Source organism: Bibersteinia trehalosi USDA-ARS-USMARC-188, assembly GCF_000521725.1.
Taxonomy (GTDB): Bacteria; Pseudomonadota; Gammaproteobacteria; order Enterobacterales; family Pasteurellaceae; genus Bibersteinia; species Bibersteinia trehalosi.
On sequence record NZ_CP006954.1, the window covers coordinates 661,721 to 678,047 of the forward strand.

18 protein-coding genes are annotated in these 16,327 nt (G+C 40.5%); 10 read left to right on the plus strand and 8 right to left on the minus strand.

Features of this window, described 5'->3' with window-relative positions:
* Positions 1-309 (plus strand): hypothetical protein, encoded by a 309-nt coding sequence (locus F542_RS03210; protein WP_015432966.1) that lies wholly within the window; start codon positions 1-3, stop codon positions 307-309.
* Positions 310-529: 220 nt separating this feature from the next.
* Here the strand turns inward: F542_RS03210 and F542_RS03215 are convergent, their stop codons facing one another.
* Both F542_RS03215 and F542_RS03220 read right to left on the minus strand, forming a co-directional pair.
* Complete coding sequence (locus tag F542_RS03215; RefSeq protein ID WP_015432965.1) at positions 530-1,327, minus strand: ABC transporter ATP-binding protein; 798 nt, start codon at positions 1,325-1,327, stop codon at positions 530-532.
* 2 nt (positions 1,328-1,329) lie between these two features.
* Positions 1,330-2,262, minus strand: coding sequence for an ABC transporter permease (locus tag F542_RS03220; RefSeq protein ID WP_025266893.1), 933 nt, complete (start codon positions 2,260-2,262; stop codon positions 1,330-1,332).
* A gap of 175 nt (positions 2,263-2,437) precedes the next feature.
* On the opposite strand from F542_RS03220, the gene F542_RS03225 reads away from it, so the two are divergent.
* On the plus strand, positions 2,438-2,653 hold the full coding sequence (locus tag F542_RS03225) for a YgjV family protein (protein WP_015432963.1): 216 nt from the start codon (positions 2,438-2,440) through the stop codon (positions 2,651-2,653).
* A 66-nt stretch (positions 2,654-2,719) separates the two neighbouring features.
* Here the strand turns inward: F542_RS03225 and secF are convergent, their stop codons facing one another.
* From secF to yajC, 3 genes are read right to left on the minus strand one after another with little or no spacing between them, the layout of a single operon-like run.
* Positions 2,720-3,691 carry a protein translocase subunit SecF gene (gene secF, locus F542_RS03230; RefSeq protein ID WP_015432962.1) on the minus strand — a complete coding sequence of 324 codons (972 nt, stop codon included), beginning with the start codon at positions 3,689-3,691 and terminating at the stop codon, positions 2,720-2,722.
* Positions 3,692-3,700: 9 nt separating this feature from the next.
* Positions 3,701-5,545 (minus strand): protein translocase subunit SecD, encoded by a 1,845-nt coding sequence (gene secD, locus F542_RS03235; protein ID WP_015432961.1) that lies wholly within the window; start codon positions 5,543-5,545, stop codon positions 3,701-3,703.
* A gap of 27 nt (positions 5,546-5,572) precedes the next feature.
* On the minus strand, positions 5,573-5,866 hold the full coding sequence (gene yajC, locus F542_RS03240; RefSeq protein WP_015432960.1) for a preprotein translocase subunit YajC: 294 nt from the start codon (positions 5,864-5,866) through the stop codon (positions 5,573-5,575).
* 185 nt (positions 5,867-6,051) lie between these two features.
* Here yajC and F542_RS03245 point away from each other — a divergent pair, with 185 nt between their 5' ends.
* Positions 6,052-6,612 carry a YtfJ family protein gene (locus tag F542_RS03245; protein WP_025266895.1) on the plus strand — a complete coding sequence of 187 codons (561 nt, stop codon included), beginning with the start codon at positions 6,052-6,054 and terminating at the stop codon, positions 6,610-6,612.
* Positions 6,613-6,691: 79 nt separating this feature from the next.
* Here the strand turns inward: F542_RS03245 and F542_RS03250 are convergent, their stop codons facing one another.
* On the minus strand, positions 6,692-7,594 hold the full coding sequence (locus F542_RS03250) for a transcriptional regulator GcvA (protein WP_015432958.1): 903 nt from the start codon (positions 7,592-7,594) through the stop codon (positions 6,692-6,694).
* Between the two features lie 392 nt (positions 7,595-7,986).
* Between F542_RS03250 and F542_RS03255 the strand changes: the two genes are divergently transcribed.
* From F542_RS03255 to F542_RS03275, 5 genes are all read left to right on the plus strand, one after another.
* Complete coding sequence (locus tag F542_RS03255; RefSeq protein WP_015432956.1) at positions 7,987-9,009, plus strand: branched-chain amino acid aminotransferase; 1,023 nt, start codon at positions 7,987-7,989, stop codon at positions 9,007-9,009.
* Positions 9,010-9,082: 73 nt separating this feature from the next.
* Positions 9,083-9,427, plus strand: coding sequence for a RidA family protein (locus tag F542_RS03260; RefSeq protein WP_015432955.1), 345 nt, complete (start codon positions 9,083-9,085; stop codon positions 9,425-9,427).
* A gap of 12 nt (positions 9,428-9,439) precedes the next feature.
* Positions 9,440-10,120, plus strand: coding sequence for a pyrimidine 5'-nucleotidase (gene yjjG / locus F542_RS03265; RefSeq protein WP_015432954.1), 681 nt, complete (start codon positions 9,440-9,442; stop codon positions 10,118-10,120).
* 26 nt (positions 10,121-10,146) lie between these two features.
* Positions 10,147-11,130, plus strand: coding sequence for an HTH-type transcriptional regulator CysB (gene cysB / locus F542_RS03270; protein ID WP_015432953.1), 984 nt, complete (start codon positions 10,147-10,149; stop codon positions 11,128-11,130).
* Positions 11,131-11,138: 8 nt separating this feature from the next.
* Positions 11,139-11,771 (plus strand): hypothetical protein, encoded by a 633-nt coding sequence (locus F542_RS03275; RefSeq protein ID WP_375804313.1) that lies wholly within the window; start codon positions 11,139-11,141, stop codon positions 11,769-11,771.
* A gap of 55 nt (positions 11,772-11,826) precedes the next feature.
* Here F542_RS03275 and trxA read toward each other — a convergent pair whose 3' ends face one another.
* Both trxA and F542_RS03285 read right to left on the minus strand, forming a co-directional pair.
* Entirely contained in the window at positions 11,827-12,141 is a 315-nt protein-coding gene (trxA, locus tag F542_RS03280; protein WP_015432951.1) for a thioredoxin, read from the minus strand.
* 120 nt (positions 12,142-12,261) lie between these two features.
* Positions 12,262-13,566, minus strand: coding sequence for a nucleobase:cation symporter-2 family protein (locus F542_RS03285; RefSeq protein WP_015432950.1), 1,305 nt, complete (start codon positions 13,564-13,566; stop codon positions 12,262-12,264).
* 163 nt (positions 13,567-13,729) lie between these two features.
* Here F542_RS03285 and F542_RS03290 point away from each other — a divergent pair, with 163 nt between their 5' ends.
* Complete coding sequence (locus F542_RS03290; RefSeq protein WP_015432949.1) at positions 13,730-13,933, plus strand: heavy-metal-associated domain-containing protein; 204 nt, start codon at positions 13,730-13,732, stop codon at positions 13,931-13,933.
* Between the two features lie 28 nt (positions 13,934-13,961).
* The gene (locus F542_RS03295) at positions 13,962-16,130 is read left to right on the plus strand and encodes a heavy metal translocating P-type ATPase (protein WP_015432948.1); all 2,169 of its coding nucleotides are present in this window, start codon (positions 13,962-13,964) and stop codon (positions 16,128-16,130) included.
* The last annotated feature ends 197 nt before the right edge of the window (positions 16,131-16,327 follow it).

A 16,327-nucleotide genomic window follows, 5' to 3' on the forward strand; every position in this document is an offset into this window, starting at 1 on the left:
ATGAAAAAGTTAGCTGTGGTCATTGGGGGATTTGTATTAGCTGCTTGCTCTAGTCCTGTACAGCAAAGTTCTGTACCAATGGATATGAAAACGGTGCAAGAATATCAGGCGCGTATAGCCACTGCTCAAAGCAACAAAGTGGCTGCACAAACGCAAAATGAGCCATGGGAATTGAATCAAAGTGATCATCGGCCAAAAGTTGTTGTGGTTCAGACTCATCCAAGAGTATATCCATCCTTTTACTATGACTGGGGTAGACATCATCGCCATCACAGTGGGGTTGGTGTGCGCTTAGGTGGCTATTATTAACCAAGCGGGATAATGGCATTAAGAATTGATAAAGATAAGGGCTATCTGTTGATCTGTACCCCAAAAGTTGGACTAAACAACCAACAGATTAAGGTGCAGATTTTTTATGACTAAATACAACCAATCTTTCAAACAATAAGTCATCGAGTTTTATCTTCAAAATGGTAAGAATCGGTTTAACTTTTTGGGGGCTGATCAGTAGAGATAGCCCTTTCATTTATTAATTTCCAAGCAATAAGCTATCATCACTGAGTTGCTCATGGCGACTTTGTTCAAACAGACGCAGTAGATCCGGCACATCCATTTGTTTGCGTTGTTCTCCGCTCACATCAAAAGCGACTTGTCCTTGGTGTAGCATTACTGTTCTGTCCCCATAGTCTAACGCTTGGCGCATGGAATGCGTTACCATCAATGTTGTAAGCTTTTGTTCGCGTACAATTTTATCGGTTAATTCCATCACAAAAGCCGTCGTTTTAGGATCAAGTGCTGCGGTGTGTTCATCTAATAAGAGAATACTCGAAGGTTGCAATGATGCCATTAATAAACTCACCGCTTGACGTTGCCCTCCTGAAAGTCGTCCCATTTGGTCAGTTAGTCGATTTTCTAGACCTAAGCCAAGTAATGAGAGCTTTTCTTTAAATAGTTCTCGTAGTGAGTGGTTTAAAGCAAAACCTAAACCGCGTTTTCTGCCGCGTTGGTAGGCAAGTGCCATATTCTCTTCAATGGTTAAACTTTCGCAAGTACCCGCCATTGGATCTTGGAAAACACGAGCGACTAATCCCGCACGCTGCCAGCTTGTTTGGTTATTTACATTTTCACCTTGAATGAGTATTTCACCGCTATCGATAGGGTAATCACCACTAATTGCATTTAGCATGGTAGATTTGCCCGCGCCATTACTGCCAATTACAGAGACAAACTCACCTTCTGCAACATTTAATGAAAGGCCTCTCAAAACAGGATTTTCAATTGCACTACCACGATTAAAAGTAATAAATAGATTTTTGAGTTCAATCATGATTATCTCCGTTTGACCTGAAATTTTTGTTTTAACCGTGGCAAGACAAGTACAATAACAACGAGCAATGCTGTAATCAAATTAAGGTCTTGTGGGCCGAAGCCAATATTATTTAACGTGTCATTATTCAGTGCTAATGCGATAAAAATACGGTAGAGAATGGAGCCGATAATGACCGCGAATGTGAGCCATATAATGCGTTTTGCTGAAAAAATTGCTTCGCCAATAATGACTGCTGCTAAGCCAATTACAATTGTACCCACGCCAATAGAAATATCAAATCCACCATTGCTTTGCACATATAATGCACCTGCAAGGGCAATTAATCCATTTGAAATAGCCATACCGAGTAAGGTCATCTTATTCACTGCAATACCTTGTGCTTTTGCCATACGCGCATTTGTTCCTGTAGCACGAATCGCTAAACCTGTTTGAGTCGCAAAGAAAAGATCGAATAGCAGTTTAGCAATAATTACGACAAAAACAGCAATAAGCAAGCGAACGATAGCCAACTGTAAATCATCATTAGCGCTAATGCTGTCGTAAACGGTTGGATCTCCAAGCAGAGAGACATTAGGTTTACCCATGATGCGCAGATTGATGGAATAAAGTGCAATCATCATTAAAATACTGGCAAGTAATTTTTCGATTTTGAAACTGATGTGCAAACTAGCAGTAATTGCACCTGCAACTGCCCCTGCTACCATGCCAATTAGTGTAGCAATCCATGGATCAATATTATTTAGAATACATAGCACACAAACTCCGCCTCCTAATGGAAAGCTACCATCTGCGGTGAGGTCTGGGAAATCTAAGATTTTGTAAGAGATAAGAACGCCTAACGCGACGAGTGCGTAAATCAGCCCGAGTTCTAGTGCACCAATCCAAGTAATATTAGTGAGGAAGGTGCTTAAAAAAAAGAGTAAATCAGTCATTGAAACCATACTATTTCACTAGTACAAAACAGGCTGTATTGTACGCTATTTTTTGAAATAAATCAGTTTTTTTGAAAAAATTTTTAACGCAATCCTTTGCGTTTCAATGGTTTACCGACAAATATAAAAATAAGGCGTAAAATGCGCACCATCTTTATTTTACAAGGAAATTGTTATGATTGAACTATTAGGTTATTTGGCAACAACTTTAGTTGCTGCATCGTTTTTATTAAAAGATGTCATTAAACTGCGTTTAGTTAATGCGATTGGCGCTGCTTGCTTTGTCGTGTATGGCTTGATTGTTGGTACTTATCCCGTTGCCTTGTTAAATGCGTTTTTGGTCTGTGTAAACGGTTATTATATTTGGAAAGCGAAACAAGAAAAGGATTAGCAAGCGGTTGTTTTTTGCTACTTTTTTACAAAAAAATGCAGGTTTAAAACCTGCATTTTTTGATGGTTAGTAGTCAATGAATGATTGGCTATTTTCACCTTCTTTTTCCACCACGGGTTGGATCATATGCTCGCGCTTTAAGCCTAGATCGAGTGCTGTGGCGATAGCAATAAAGATAGTTGAATAAGTACCAAACCCAATACCAATTAATAATGCTAAAGAGAAGCTATGCAGTGTTGGCCCACCGAGTAAATAGAGAGCCCAAACTACCACTAAGGTTGTTAAAGAGGTGACTATTGTTCTTGCGAGTGTTTGGCTCAGTGAGATATTGATGACATCAGCCGATGAGCCACGACGAATTTTAGGGAAGTTTTCCCTTACGCGGTCAAAGACAACGATACTGTCATTTAGTGAATAACCTACTACAGACAAAATAGCAGCGACAAAGGTCAAGTCTATTTCGATCTGCAAGAAAGAAAATGCACCTAAGGTTACTAAAACATCGTGGAATAAGGCAATTACCCCACCTGCAGCTAGCCGCCATTCAAAACGGAAGCCGACATAGGCAAGAATCATCGCGAGTGTACCCAAAGTTGCGTAAATTGCACCTTGTGTCAGTTCCTCACCAACGTTTGGCCCCACGAATTCGATACTTTTGACTACTGCATTTGGATCGATTTGCTGATGCAATACATCCATTACTTTATTACCCAGTGTCATATCACTTTCAGCGGCGCCAAGGCGGATCATTAATTCACTTTGGCTTCCTGTGGTTTGTACTAACGCTGAGGCGTACCCGTTTTTCTCTAATACGCTACGTACTTGAGCGAGATCAGCTGGCTGTGAAAAGCTAGTCTCAATTACTGTTCCGCCTGTGAAATCTAAGCCCCAGTTAAAGCCTTTCGTCACAATGGTAAATATACAGAGAGCCGAGAGAATTATTGAAAATAGATAAGCCCCAAGACGGTATTTCATAAACGGAACTAAGCGATAAGGCAACTTGACTTCCGTCGCATTTTTTTCTGTTTGAGTCGTCATGTAATCCCCTTAAATCCAAAGTTTTTTCACACGTTTGCCGCCATATACCCAGTTTACCAGCATTCTAGTACCAGTAATTGCAGTAAACATTGAGATCATTACCCCTAATGCAAGGGTTACTGCAAAGCCTTTAACCGGCCCAGTCCCCACCGCATACAAAATTAATGAGGTAAGAATAGTGGTTAAGTTTGAATCAAAGATACTTGAAAATGCACCATCATAACCTTCGTGAATAGCTTGCTGTATTGAGCGGCCATTGCGCATTTCTTCTTTAATCCGCTCGTAAATAAGTACGTTCGCATCAATTGACATTCCTACAGCAAGAACAATCCCCGCAATACCAGGCATGGTCAAGGTTGCCCCAATTAATGACATTAAACCCACAGTTAAAATGAGATTAACGATCAACGCCATTGATGCAAAGATTCCAAAGACTTTGTAGTACACTAGGCAGAAGATTAAGGTTAAGCTTAAACCCAATAAACCCGCCTCCATACCTTGAGCAATATTGTCTGCTCCCAATGATGCACCAATAGTCCGTTCTTCAACGATAACGATAGGTGCGATTAATGCGCCAGAGCGAAGTAATACCGCGAGGTTTTGTGCTTCAGCAGGACTGTTAATGCCTGTAATTTGGAAATGTGAACCTAAACGGGAGTTAATAGTTGCAACATTAATGACTTCTTCGTGTTTTTCTAAAATGACTTTGCCATTAGCATCACGTTTACCAGAATCTTTAAATTCGCTGTAGAGCGTAGCCATTGGTTTGCCGACTTCCGATTTGGTGATTTCCCCCATGAGACTACCACCTTCACTATCCAGCTCAATACTGACTTGAGGTAAACCACGTTCATCAATCCCTGATTTAGCATTAATAATATGCTCACCACCGAGTGATGGACGCATTCTGAGGACAACAGGACCTCCATGGCGATCATATTTCAACTCAGAGTTTAGTGGCACTATACCGCGGCTAGCCTGACCAAGATCGGCCTCTTGATTAACCATCCGAAATTCAAGTGTAGCTGTTGCTCCAAGGATTTCTTTTGCGCGTGCAGTATCCTGTACCCCTGGTAATTCCACCACAATACGATCAGCGCCTTGGCGTTGAATAGTAGGCTCAGAAACGCCAAGTTCTTCAACACGCTTACGCAGGATAGTCAGGTTTTGCTCAATAGCTAAATCACGTGATTCTGATAATCCTTGTGCGGAAGGCGTTAATACTGCTACGTTTGTGGAAGTGAGTAAGACATCTAGTGTTGGATAAGTACGACGAATGTAGCGTACCGCTTTTTCTGCACCATTTTCATCATTAAATTCAATCTCAGTGCCGAAATTATCGACTTTTTTAAATGACTTTGTTTCTATATTGTCTTTGCGGAATATGGCGCGTAAGCTATCTTGCAGTTGGTCTTGCTGCTTCGTAAGCGCGGTGTTCATATCCACTTCCATTAAGAAACGAACCCCTCCACGCAAATCTAAGCCACGTTTCATTGGTTCGCCACCAATAGAGGTGAGCCATTCAGGTGTAGCTGGAGCCAAATTTAATGCCACAGAATAGTTATTACCAAGCACTTCGGCAATTTTTTCCTTGGCAGGAAGTTGTTCTTCATCTTTATTTAAACGCACTAAAATAGAGCCATTTTCTAAGCTCATTGCTTTGGGAGTGATATTTAAAGCGCTGAGAGCTGATTGCACTTGGGTGAGCGTTTCTTGAGATGTTTGTTGCCCACGAGTGCCAGAAATTTGTACTGATGGGTCTTCGCCATAAAGATTTGGAAGGGCATATAAAGCGCCAATGGCGATCACAAGGATCACCATTAGGTTCTTCCAAAGCGGGAAACGGTTTAACACAATAAGTCCCCTATTTTGTTGGAAGGATTAGAGAGATTTGATAGAACCTTTCGGTAATACCGCCACCACGAAAGCACGTTGAATAGTCACCTCTGTGGTATCGTTTAATGCGATAACGATATTTTCATCTTCAGCAGAAACTTTCGTGATTTTACCAACTAAGCCGCCGCTAGTTAAAACTTCGTTACCTTTTGCAAGGCTTGCTAAAAGCTCACGTTGTTGTTTTTGGCGTTTTGCTTGTGGGCGGTAGATCATAAAATAGAAGATCGCACCGAATACCACTAGCATAAAAATCATTTCCATACCGCCACCTTGTTGCATAAAAAGCTCCTTAACATGTTGTGATTAATAGGAAAAAAGAGGGCGCTAAAATAGCATATTTCCACTTGGTTTTCATCAGAAAAAATATGGATATAACAGATCCGCTCTCTTTTGTGTTGTATTCTAGGTAGAATGTCGTCCGATATGGGAGCAATTCTGTTAAATTCAATACAAGAAGGAAAATGATGAAGAAAAAATATCTACAAGCGGTGCTTTTTAGTGCAATTTTTGCAAATTCAGCCCTTGCACATAACATTTCGTTACATGCTGGCTTACCTGCTGTTACAGTTGCTCAAGATGGTGAACTCATTGCAAAAGGCAAAAATGTGCAATATCAGGGTTGGGATAGCGCTAGTTTGAATGGTAAAGTGCGTGTTATTTTTCACATTGCCGGTAGGAGTGCAGCAAAAGAAAAAAATCAAGCACTGGTGAATGCGATTAAAGCCGCAGGCTTAGATCGTAGTAAATATCAAACAACGACAATTATTAATGCGGATGATGCTATTGTTGGGACGGTGCTATTTGTGAAAAATAGCGCAGAAAACGGCAAATTAGAAAATCCGCATAGCCAGGTTGTCCTAGATCAACAAGGGAAAGTGAAAAGTGCTTGGAAATTAAAAGCAAAAGAAAGCTTTGTGGCGGTATTAGATCGGCATGGTAAAGTGCAATTTGTTGCAGAAGGTAAACTTTCAACTGAACAAACTCAACAAGTTATTCAGCTTGTGAAAAAACTATTGAATGAATAAGAAACGCTAAGCGTTTAAGTTAAATCGCGTCTTGCTTAAAAACGGTCTCGCATCATGATGGGAGACCGCTTTTCTCAAATTAATTTGGATAACTCTGTGCCATTTCTGTTGTGATCCATTCTACAAAGAGCTGAACTTTGAGAACTTCTGCCATTTGGTGAGGATAGACGACATAAAAAGTCTTTTCATCAATGAGCCCTGTAGGGAACGGTTCAATTAAATTACCCTGCTCAATTTCATGCTGAGCCAAAATTTTATTGGCGATCGCTACGCCTTGGTTGTGCATTGCGGCTTGTAGAGCCATAAACGTATGGCTAAACATTGTGCCAGCTTCTTCCACATCAATTTTGTCGTCTAGCTTGAAGTGTTCTATCGTACGCTTCCACTTGTTGCGACTAAAAACATGCAACAACATTTTTCCAATAATATCATCTGGTGTGTTTAATGGATTCTCGGCTAAATATTTGGGTGAAGCTAAGATCACTAAAGGTGCTTCTGCTAAACAAACAGACTCAAGGTTATCCCATTTTCCGTTTCCATAGTAGATGGCAACGTCAATTTCTTTCCCTAACTGACCTTCATCTTGATCAACCCCTTTAATGCGAACTTCTACATCGGGGAATTTCTCATGAAAATCATTTAGACGAGGAACGAGCCATTGCATACCGAAGGTTTGGGGTACGCTGATGGTTAAAATTTGTCGATTGTTTTTAGCGCGAATTTTATCTGTTGCTTTGGCGATCTGTTCTAGAAGCGGTCGAATTTCCTCAAAATATTGCAAACCCGATTCTGTGAGCTCGAGAATACGGTTACGCCGGTGAAATAATTGTATGCTCAAAAAATCTTCTAATAATTTGATTTGATGACTTACGGCAGCCTGAGTAACGAAGAGTTCTTCGGCAGCTTTAGTAAAGTTAAGATGACGAGCAGCGGATTCGAAAGCTTTTAGCGCATTAAGAGGCGGAAGTTTTTTGTTATTCATAGCAAAGAACGATTGATTGATGATAAAGCATTACTTTTTTTGATTAATAAAATAAAAAAATCTCGTTTGTTACAGAGGATAAATCTCTCTAGAATAGCAACCCATACTTAGATGGATAGTGAACAACATTTTGTTGTTTGTATTTTTAAGTATGATGTTGTGTTTGCATATTGGTCTAGTTTATAGACCGTGAGTAATTCATTACTCATTTCACTTCCTGTATATTTTGACCGATTTGGTTGATAACCGCCCACTTGGGCGGTTTTTTTATGCCAAAAATCTGTGACATTCTAGCAGAAAGTCGCAGAAAACCAAAAATTTTTATCATTCTAAAAAAATTTGCTTTAGAATAGCCAAATTCGATTTTAATACACAATAATAAGGACACAACAATGACCCCAAAAGAGATTGATTGGCAAAATCTAGGCTTTTCTTATATTAAAACTGATTATCGCTTTATCGCACGTTGGAAAGATGGCAAGTGGGATAAAGGCGAACTTACTACTGATAATACTCTTCATATCCACGAAGGTTCGACCGCACTTCACTATGGACAGCAATGTTTTGAAGGCTTGAAAGCTTATCATTGTAAAGATGGCTCAATTAACCTTTTCCGCCCAGATCAAAATGCGCTACGAATGCAGACGACTTGTGATCGATTGCTTATGCCACAAGTACCAGTAGAAATGTTTATTGAAGCATGTAAGCAAGTGGTTAAAGCAAATGAAGCATGGCTTGCGCCTTATGGTACAGGGGCAACACTTTATCTGCGTCCATTTGTGATTGGCGTAGGTGAAAATATTGGCGTTCGAGCTGCGCCTGAATATATTTTCTCTGTTTTCTGTTGTCCTGTTGGAGCTTATTTCAAGGGTGGTTTAGCGCCGTCTAATTTCCTTGTTACAAATTATGACCGTGCAGCGCCTCATGGCACTGGCGGGGTAAAAGTGGGGGGTAACTATGCGGCAAGTCTGCTGCCACACGAATTAGCCGCAGAGCGTAATTTTGCAGACTGTATTTATCTTGACCCTAAAACTCACACTAAAATTGAAGAAGTTGGTGCCGCAAACTTCTTTGGCATCACGCGTGATAACAAATTCATCACACCTAAATCGCCATCAATTTTGCCAAGTATTACGAAATATTCTTTACTGTGGTTGGCAGAAAATCGTTTAGGCATGCAAGCCATTGAAGGTGATGTCTATATTGACGAACTTGATCAATTTGCAGAAGCAGGGGCTTGCGGCACAGCTGCTGTGATTTCTCCGATTGGCGGTATTCAAAATGGTGATAATTTCCATGTGTTCTATTCTGAAACCGAAGTTGGGCCAATTACCCATAAACTTTATGATGAATTGACAGGTATTCAGTTTGGCGATGTAGAAGCGCCAGAAGGCTGGATTGTGAAGGTAGAGTAGTAACAAGCGGTGGATTTTCCACCCTATTTTGCAAAAGGGCGAATTGTATTCGCCCTATCTTTATGGAGCATATATGATTCAACGTTTTGAAGTCGGGCATCGCTATTCTGAAGTTGCTATTCACAACCATGTTGCCTATTTAGCTGGCCAAGTACCATGGGATGCCTCGGCAGATGCTTATGGACAAACGCAGCAAGTACTGGCAGAAATTGATAAATGCTTAGCCCTAGCTGGTACAGATAAAAGCCGTATTTTGATGGCACAAATTTATCTTGCTGAAATGGGCGATTATGCAGAAATGAATCGCGCTTGGGATGAATGGGTAGCAGAAAATCATGCGCCGCCACGCGCGTGTGTAGAAGCTAAGCTGGCTATGCCAGAGTGGAAAATAGAAATCGTGGTAACCGCTGCAGTGTAGAGTAGGAAGAGGATGAAATATAACTGGATTTTATTTGATGCCGATGAAACGCTTTATTCTTTTAACTCATTTCACGGCTTAAAGCCAATGTTGGCTCGCTATGGCATTGATTTTACTCAACAACATTATGATGAGTTTCAAGCCGTTAATCAGCCGTTGTGGGTGGCGTACCAAAATAAAGAAATTACCGCAAAAGAGCTGCAAATGACCCGCTTCGCCAAACTTGCGAAGCAAACAGGACAAGATCCATTGATATTAAACCAAGAGTTAATGGCGGAAATGGCAAAGGTTAGTCGTCCTCTGGAAAACACGTTAGCCATGCTCCAAGCGTTATATGGTAAAGTGCAGATGGGGATTATTACGAATGGTTTTCGATCCTTGCAACAAAAACGCTTAGATAATACAGCTACGGGGCAGTTTTTTGAGATGGTGGTAGTGTCTGAAGACGTTGGTGTGGCAAAACCCGACCACCAAATTTTTGATTATGCATTTGCCCAAATGGGGGAGTTTGATAAATCAAAAGTGCTTATGGTTGGTGATACGCTTGCCTCTGATATTTTAGGCGGTAATTTGAGTGGGATTGATAGCTGTTGGTTCAATCCGCATCAAAAAACAAATGAAACAGATATTCGCCCAACTTATGAAATTCACTCCATGTTAGATTTAATTCCTATTGTAAGCGGTCGACTTTAACCCAAAATTTGCAAAGGGTAACAGCTATGAAATTACAGCAACTTCGCTATATAGTGGAAATCGTTAATCAAAATTTAAATATTACTGAAGCCGCGGAAAGTCTGTACACCTCTCAACCGGGAATCAGTAAACAGGTGCGGCTACTTGAAAGTGAACTTGGTATTAATATTTTTGAACGAAACGGTAAGCATATTAAAGGACTCACTTCAGCAGGCGAGAAAATTGTTGAAATTGCGCGGGAAGTGTTAGTGAAAGCACAAAGTATTAAAGCGGTTGCTGAAGAGCAGACTCGTCCGAATAAAGGTGTGTTACGCATCGCGACAACAAACACCCAAGCTCGTTATATGTTGCCAGCAGTGATTAGCCGTTTTAAAACAAAATATCCTGAGGTGAGTTTACATTTGCATCAAGGTTCACCTACTCAAATTTATGATGCCTTAATGGCCGGAGAGGTGGATCTCGCGATTACGACCGAAGCGCAATATTTGTTTGAAGATGTTATCTCTTTGCCTTGTTATCGTTGGAATCGTTCAGTAATTGTTAAACCGGATCACCCTCTAGCCATTCTCGCGAACCAAAAACAACAACTGACTGTCCAACAGCTCGCTCAATATGAACTGATTACTTATACTTTTGGTTTTACTGGGCGTTCGGATCTCGACCAAGCATTTAACCAAGAAGGGTTGGAACCAAATATTGTGTTCACTGCAACCGATGCGGATGTGATTAAAACCTATGTTCGCTTAGGATTAGGAGTTGGGATTATGGCAAGTATGGCACATACTCAGGAAGATGATGATTTAATTGCGATTGATGCTTCTCACCTCTTTCAATCGAGTATGACCCGTATAGCTTTTAAACGTGGTATGTTTTTACGTAACTATATGTATGATTTTATTCACTATTTCTCTCCTCATTTAACTAAAATGCAGGTAGAGCAGGCTGAACAGTTACGTGATAACAATGCAATTTTACGTTTATTTGAACAAACTCAATTAGAGGAAAAATAATGAAACTGATGAAAAAAGCGTTAGTGCTAGTGACCGGATTATTGGCTATCGCTGTAAATTCTGTGGCAGAAGATTTTAATATTAAATATAGCTCAAACTATCTGATGCCGGCGTATGTGCATTTTAAAAATGATGGCAAAAGCTATTCGATTGTGTCGAAAATTAATGTGCCGCTGTATAACATTGTATTCAGTGCAAAAGGGCGGGAATATGGTAATCAATTCCATATGCTGAGTTATCAAGATAGCCGTAACGGTAAAAATTATGCCATTGCAGAATTGGATTCCAATACCATTCAATATGGTAAAGTGAAAGAACCACTGAAAAAGGAGAGCATTAAAATGCCAACTTTCGATCTATTTAGTGTGGCCTTTCAGCTAAGTTATTATGATCGGTTGCCAAAAAGTTTTCAAACTACGAATGGCAAAAAGTTGTATCCAACAGAAAACGTAGTGCTTAATAAATCGCAACAAACTATCAAAGTAAAAGGTCAGAATGTTGAAGAGATTACCTATCGTTTCAAAACGGGTGGCAAATATATTACAGTGAAAAAGCATGCAGGAGAAAAATTCCCTCGCTATATTTCTTACAATCGTGATGGCGATAATTACGAACTGAAGTTTGATAGTTTTGTAAAATAATTCAAATAATGAAAAAGAGAGAACGATAATTTTCGTTCTCTCTTTTTATATAAGATTAAGCTAATTTTTCTAAAAATGCTGGAAGGTTTTGCGCACCAACCTGTTGAGCTACTACTTCACCATTTTTGATAATTGCCAAGAATGGGATACTACGTACGCCAAATTGAGCCGGCACTTGTTGGTTCTCATCCACATTCATTTTTACGATACGGACTTTATCTCCCATTTCTGCGGCCAAATCGTCTAATACTGGGCCAATTGCACGACAAGGTCCGCACCATGGAGCCCAGAAGTCTAATAATACAGGCACGTCCGATTTTAAAACATCTTGTTCAAAAGTTGCATCAGTTGTGTGTAATACGCTGCTCATAATTTTGTTTCCTTAAATTTAATTAAAAAGAAAACGCTCTGTGAACCAGAGCGTTCAAGGTATTCGACAAGATAGTCACTTATCTCCCACTTTTCAAGTAGGAATTTTAAATTGCTGTGATTATTTTTCTTCATGAAGTTGATCTTGTGGTAACACAAGATTCAGAGTTAATGCCATTAATGAACCAACAGTAATTCCCGAACCAAAAATTTCTTTGATAAATGACGGCAGTTTATCTAACAACTCGGGGCGGGTTGTCACAGCTAAACCACAGCCAATAGATACGGCAATAATTAAGCCATTACGGCGGCTACGTTCAATTCGGTCAAGCATTTGAATACCGGCTGCAATAATCATGGCAAACATAATTAAGCCGGCACCGCCTAATACCGGCGTTGGAATAGAAACAATTAATGCGCCAAAAACAGGGAAAATCCCTGCTATAATTAACATGATGCCCATAATGGTCACAACATAACGGCTTGCAACACCAGTTAATGAAATAATTCCGATATTTTGTGAGAAAGAAGAGAATGGGGTTGTAGACATGAGTGCAGCAAATGCTGAGCCTAAACCATCACATAAAATCCCGCGGCGTAAATGTTCTCCGGTAACTTCAGTTTTTGTAGCATTTCCTACGGCAAGGAAGTCTGCATTAGATTCAACAATGGTGACTAAATAAGCAATACTCATGCCAATAATGCCTGAAATTGGGAAGGCTAAGCCAAAATGTAGTGGCTTAGGTAGAGCGATGATCTCTGCTTGTTTTACGGTACTGAAATCAATCCACCCTAATAATAAAGCGACAATATAGCCAACCAACATACCAATTACGATAGCAGCAGCGGAAAAGATACCTTTTCCCCATTGCACTAAGCAAATCACTAAAATTAATACAAATGATGCCATTGCTAAATTAGCCGGATCCGCATAATTCGCATCGCCTTTTTGGCCTCCGGCAAACCAATCGACCGCAACGGGGATCAAGCTTAAACCAATCATCATCACTACTACTCCTGTCACCACAGGTGGAAAGAGTTTACGTACATAAGGCATAAAAAAGCTACCAATAATCATCACCAGTGAACCAGCTAATGCTGACCCCATAATACCAGCTACGCCATGTTCGCTAAATCCAATTGCAATTGCAGCAGCAACGAAAGTAAAGCTTGTTCCCATTACGGTTGGTAAGCGTAAGCCGACAGGACCAACACCTTGGCATTGAACAATGGTGACAATGCCAGAAACCAATAACGCGGCATTGACTAATACAATAGTGTCGGCAGTCGGTAGCCCAAGCACCCCACCTAAAACTAATGGTACCGCGATAATTCCTCCAATTGCAGCAAGCAAATGTTGAGCGGCAAGTAGGAGAGATAACCCAAATGGTGGTTTGGAATCGACAGGATAGCGTAAATTTTGCATAATGAGGTTCTCTTGAGTATAGAAATAAAAATGGGCGGTATTATAATTATTTTTTTTAATAAGGCAATCGTTTGCGCAAGGCGTTTTTTGGTAAAAAAATATGAATACCTGACCGCTTGTTTCGCTTTATTTTTGAGCATAATTGAGTTAATAGGAGTTTAAAATGACAACGATTACATTGCAGCTAGAAGGTTTACACTGTGGACACTGTGTGAGAAGCGTAGAAAATGCATTATCTGCATTAGCAACGGTACGAGCCGTAAAGGTTGATTTAACCACTCAAACTGCAGTTGTTGAAAGCGATGAAACGCCCACAACATTGATTGAAGCTATTGTTGAAATTGGCTTTGATGCAAAAGAGGCATAAGAAGAGGGTAGTTTGATAGGGAATCCTCATGAAAGAACAACAATATTTACTCAACGGCTTACACTGCGCCGCTTGTGTCCGACGAGTAGAAACAGTAGTTAAGCGGTTAGAAAATGTCGAATATGTTTCTGTTAATCTTGCTGATCAAACCGCGTTTGTACAAGGTGATATCTGTGCAAACCAAGTGATTGCTGCAATAACAAAAATAGGTTTTGGAGCGGAGTTACTGGAAAGCGAGCAAGAACGTCGCGTTAAGCAACAACAGCAAACAAAAAAAATTTTAAATGAGAAAAAACAGCAGTTTATTTTAGCGTTAGCTATTGGTGCAATTTTAATGCTGTTTGGTATGCAATTTGGTATGCAGCCTACGCATGAGAATCGTTGGATTTGGCTATTTTGGGCGGCAATATCTGCCTTCACGATGTATTTCAGTGGACGCCATTTTTTTGTTGGCGCTTGGAAAACATTTAAACAGCGCACAGCAACAATGGATACGTTGATTGCATTAAGTACAGGCGTTGCATGGAGTTATTCTTTCTTTCTGACTCTTTTCCCACAGCCGCATAGCCACCTCTATTATGAAGCGAGTATGATGATTATTGGCTTTCTTAATTTGGGTAAATTCTTAGAATTGAAAGCAAAACAGCGTTCCTCATTAGCATTAGAGAAATTACTAGATCTCGCACCACAACAAGCGGTCATTTTGGAGGAAAATTCTGCAAAAGTTATTCCCGTGAAGGGAATTAAAGTGGGTATGCAGCTCCAAGCGCTCACAGGAGACCGCTTAGCCGTTGATGGTACATTATTGCAAGGTACGCTTTGGGTTGATGAATCTATGCTAAGTGGAGAGCCTTTGCCTATCGAGAAAAATAGCGGAGACAAATTGCGAGCAGGTACCATTGTACAAGATGGTGCGGGTGTGTATATTGCTGAGCAGGTCGGTTCACAAACAGCACTTGCGCGTATTATTCATGCGGTTCGTCATGCGCAGTCGAGCAAACCGCCGTTAGCACAATGGGTTGATAAGGTGGCGAGTGTATTTGTGCCGATAGTCGTTTCAATTGCGTTTATTTCTGCTCTGGTTTGGCTTGCTGTTGGCAAAGATTTTGCCTTTGCATTGTCGATTTTTACCACCGTGTTGATTATTGCTTGTCCTTGTGCTTTAGGGCTTGCTATCCCACTTTCCACCATTGCTGGCGTAGCAAGGGCGGCAGAATTTGGGGTTTTGGTGAGAAATATTGAAGCATTGCAGGCAAGTAGTGAACTGGATACTTTAGTATTTGATAAAACAGGGACTCTAACGACAGGTGAAATGCAGGTGGTAGATGTCCAGATATTTAATGGAGCAGAACAAAATGAAGCGCTTGGTTTAATTAAAGCGCTTGAATGTCAATCTAATCACCCGATTGCTAAAGCAATTGTAAAATTTTGTGAAAATGTGACCGCTTGCTCGGTTGAAAATGTACAAGTGGTGAAAGGGCTGGGTATAACAGGAATATATCAAGGGCAAAAGGTTAAACTTGGTAATAAGGAATTTGTAAAATCAGAGCACTGGGTTCAGCCTTTATTCTCTTCAACAGCAATAATCGGAACGGAAGTTTGGCTTTCACTTGATGACATTGTTTTGGCTAAACTGACTTTGCAAGATCAACTTAGAGCTGAGAGTAAGCAGGCGATTCAAGTTTTTCAAGCACAAGGTTATCTGTGCATCATGCTCACAGGAGATCGCTCGGAGGTTGCTCAATATTATGCTAAAGAGCTAGGTCTTGATGCGGTTATTGCAGATGTGCTACCTGAGCAAAAGTCTGTTGAAATAGCGAAGTTACAAGCTCAGGGCAGAAAAGTTGCTATGATTGGTGATGGGATTAATGATGCGCCAGCGTTAGCACAAGCTAATGTGGGCGTGGCAATGCATCAAGGCAGTGAAATTGCCCTAGAAACCGCTGATTTATCTTTAATGCAAGCAGGGTTAAAACCGCTGAGTGCAATTTTGCCATTTTCTAAAAGTGTACTGAAAAATATGCAACAAAGCCTGCTTGGCGCATTTTTCTACAATATTATTAGTATTCCTGTCGCTGCCGGTGCTCTATATCCGTTTACCGGTTGGTTGCTTAACCCGATGATTGCCGCCATTGCTATGGCATTGTCATCGGTGACGGTGGTACTAAATAGTCAGCGCTTGTTAGCCACGCGCTAGCTAAAAACGCTTTATTGGAATAATGAGGTGGTGTGCATTTGCTTCGCGGTGGCAAAATTTGTCGCTATTGAGCGTGAATTTGAGTGAATATCTGGTATTTAGATAACTATTCTCATTTACGATGAGGTTGTTGATTATCATCTTTAACAACATAATTGAGAATGAATATCATCTGTTGATCTTCTCTGCATTTCTCC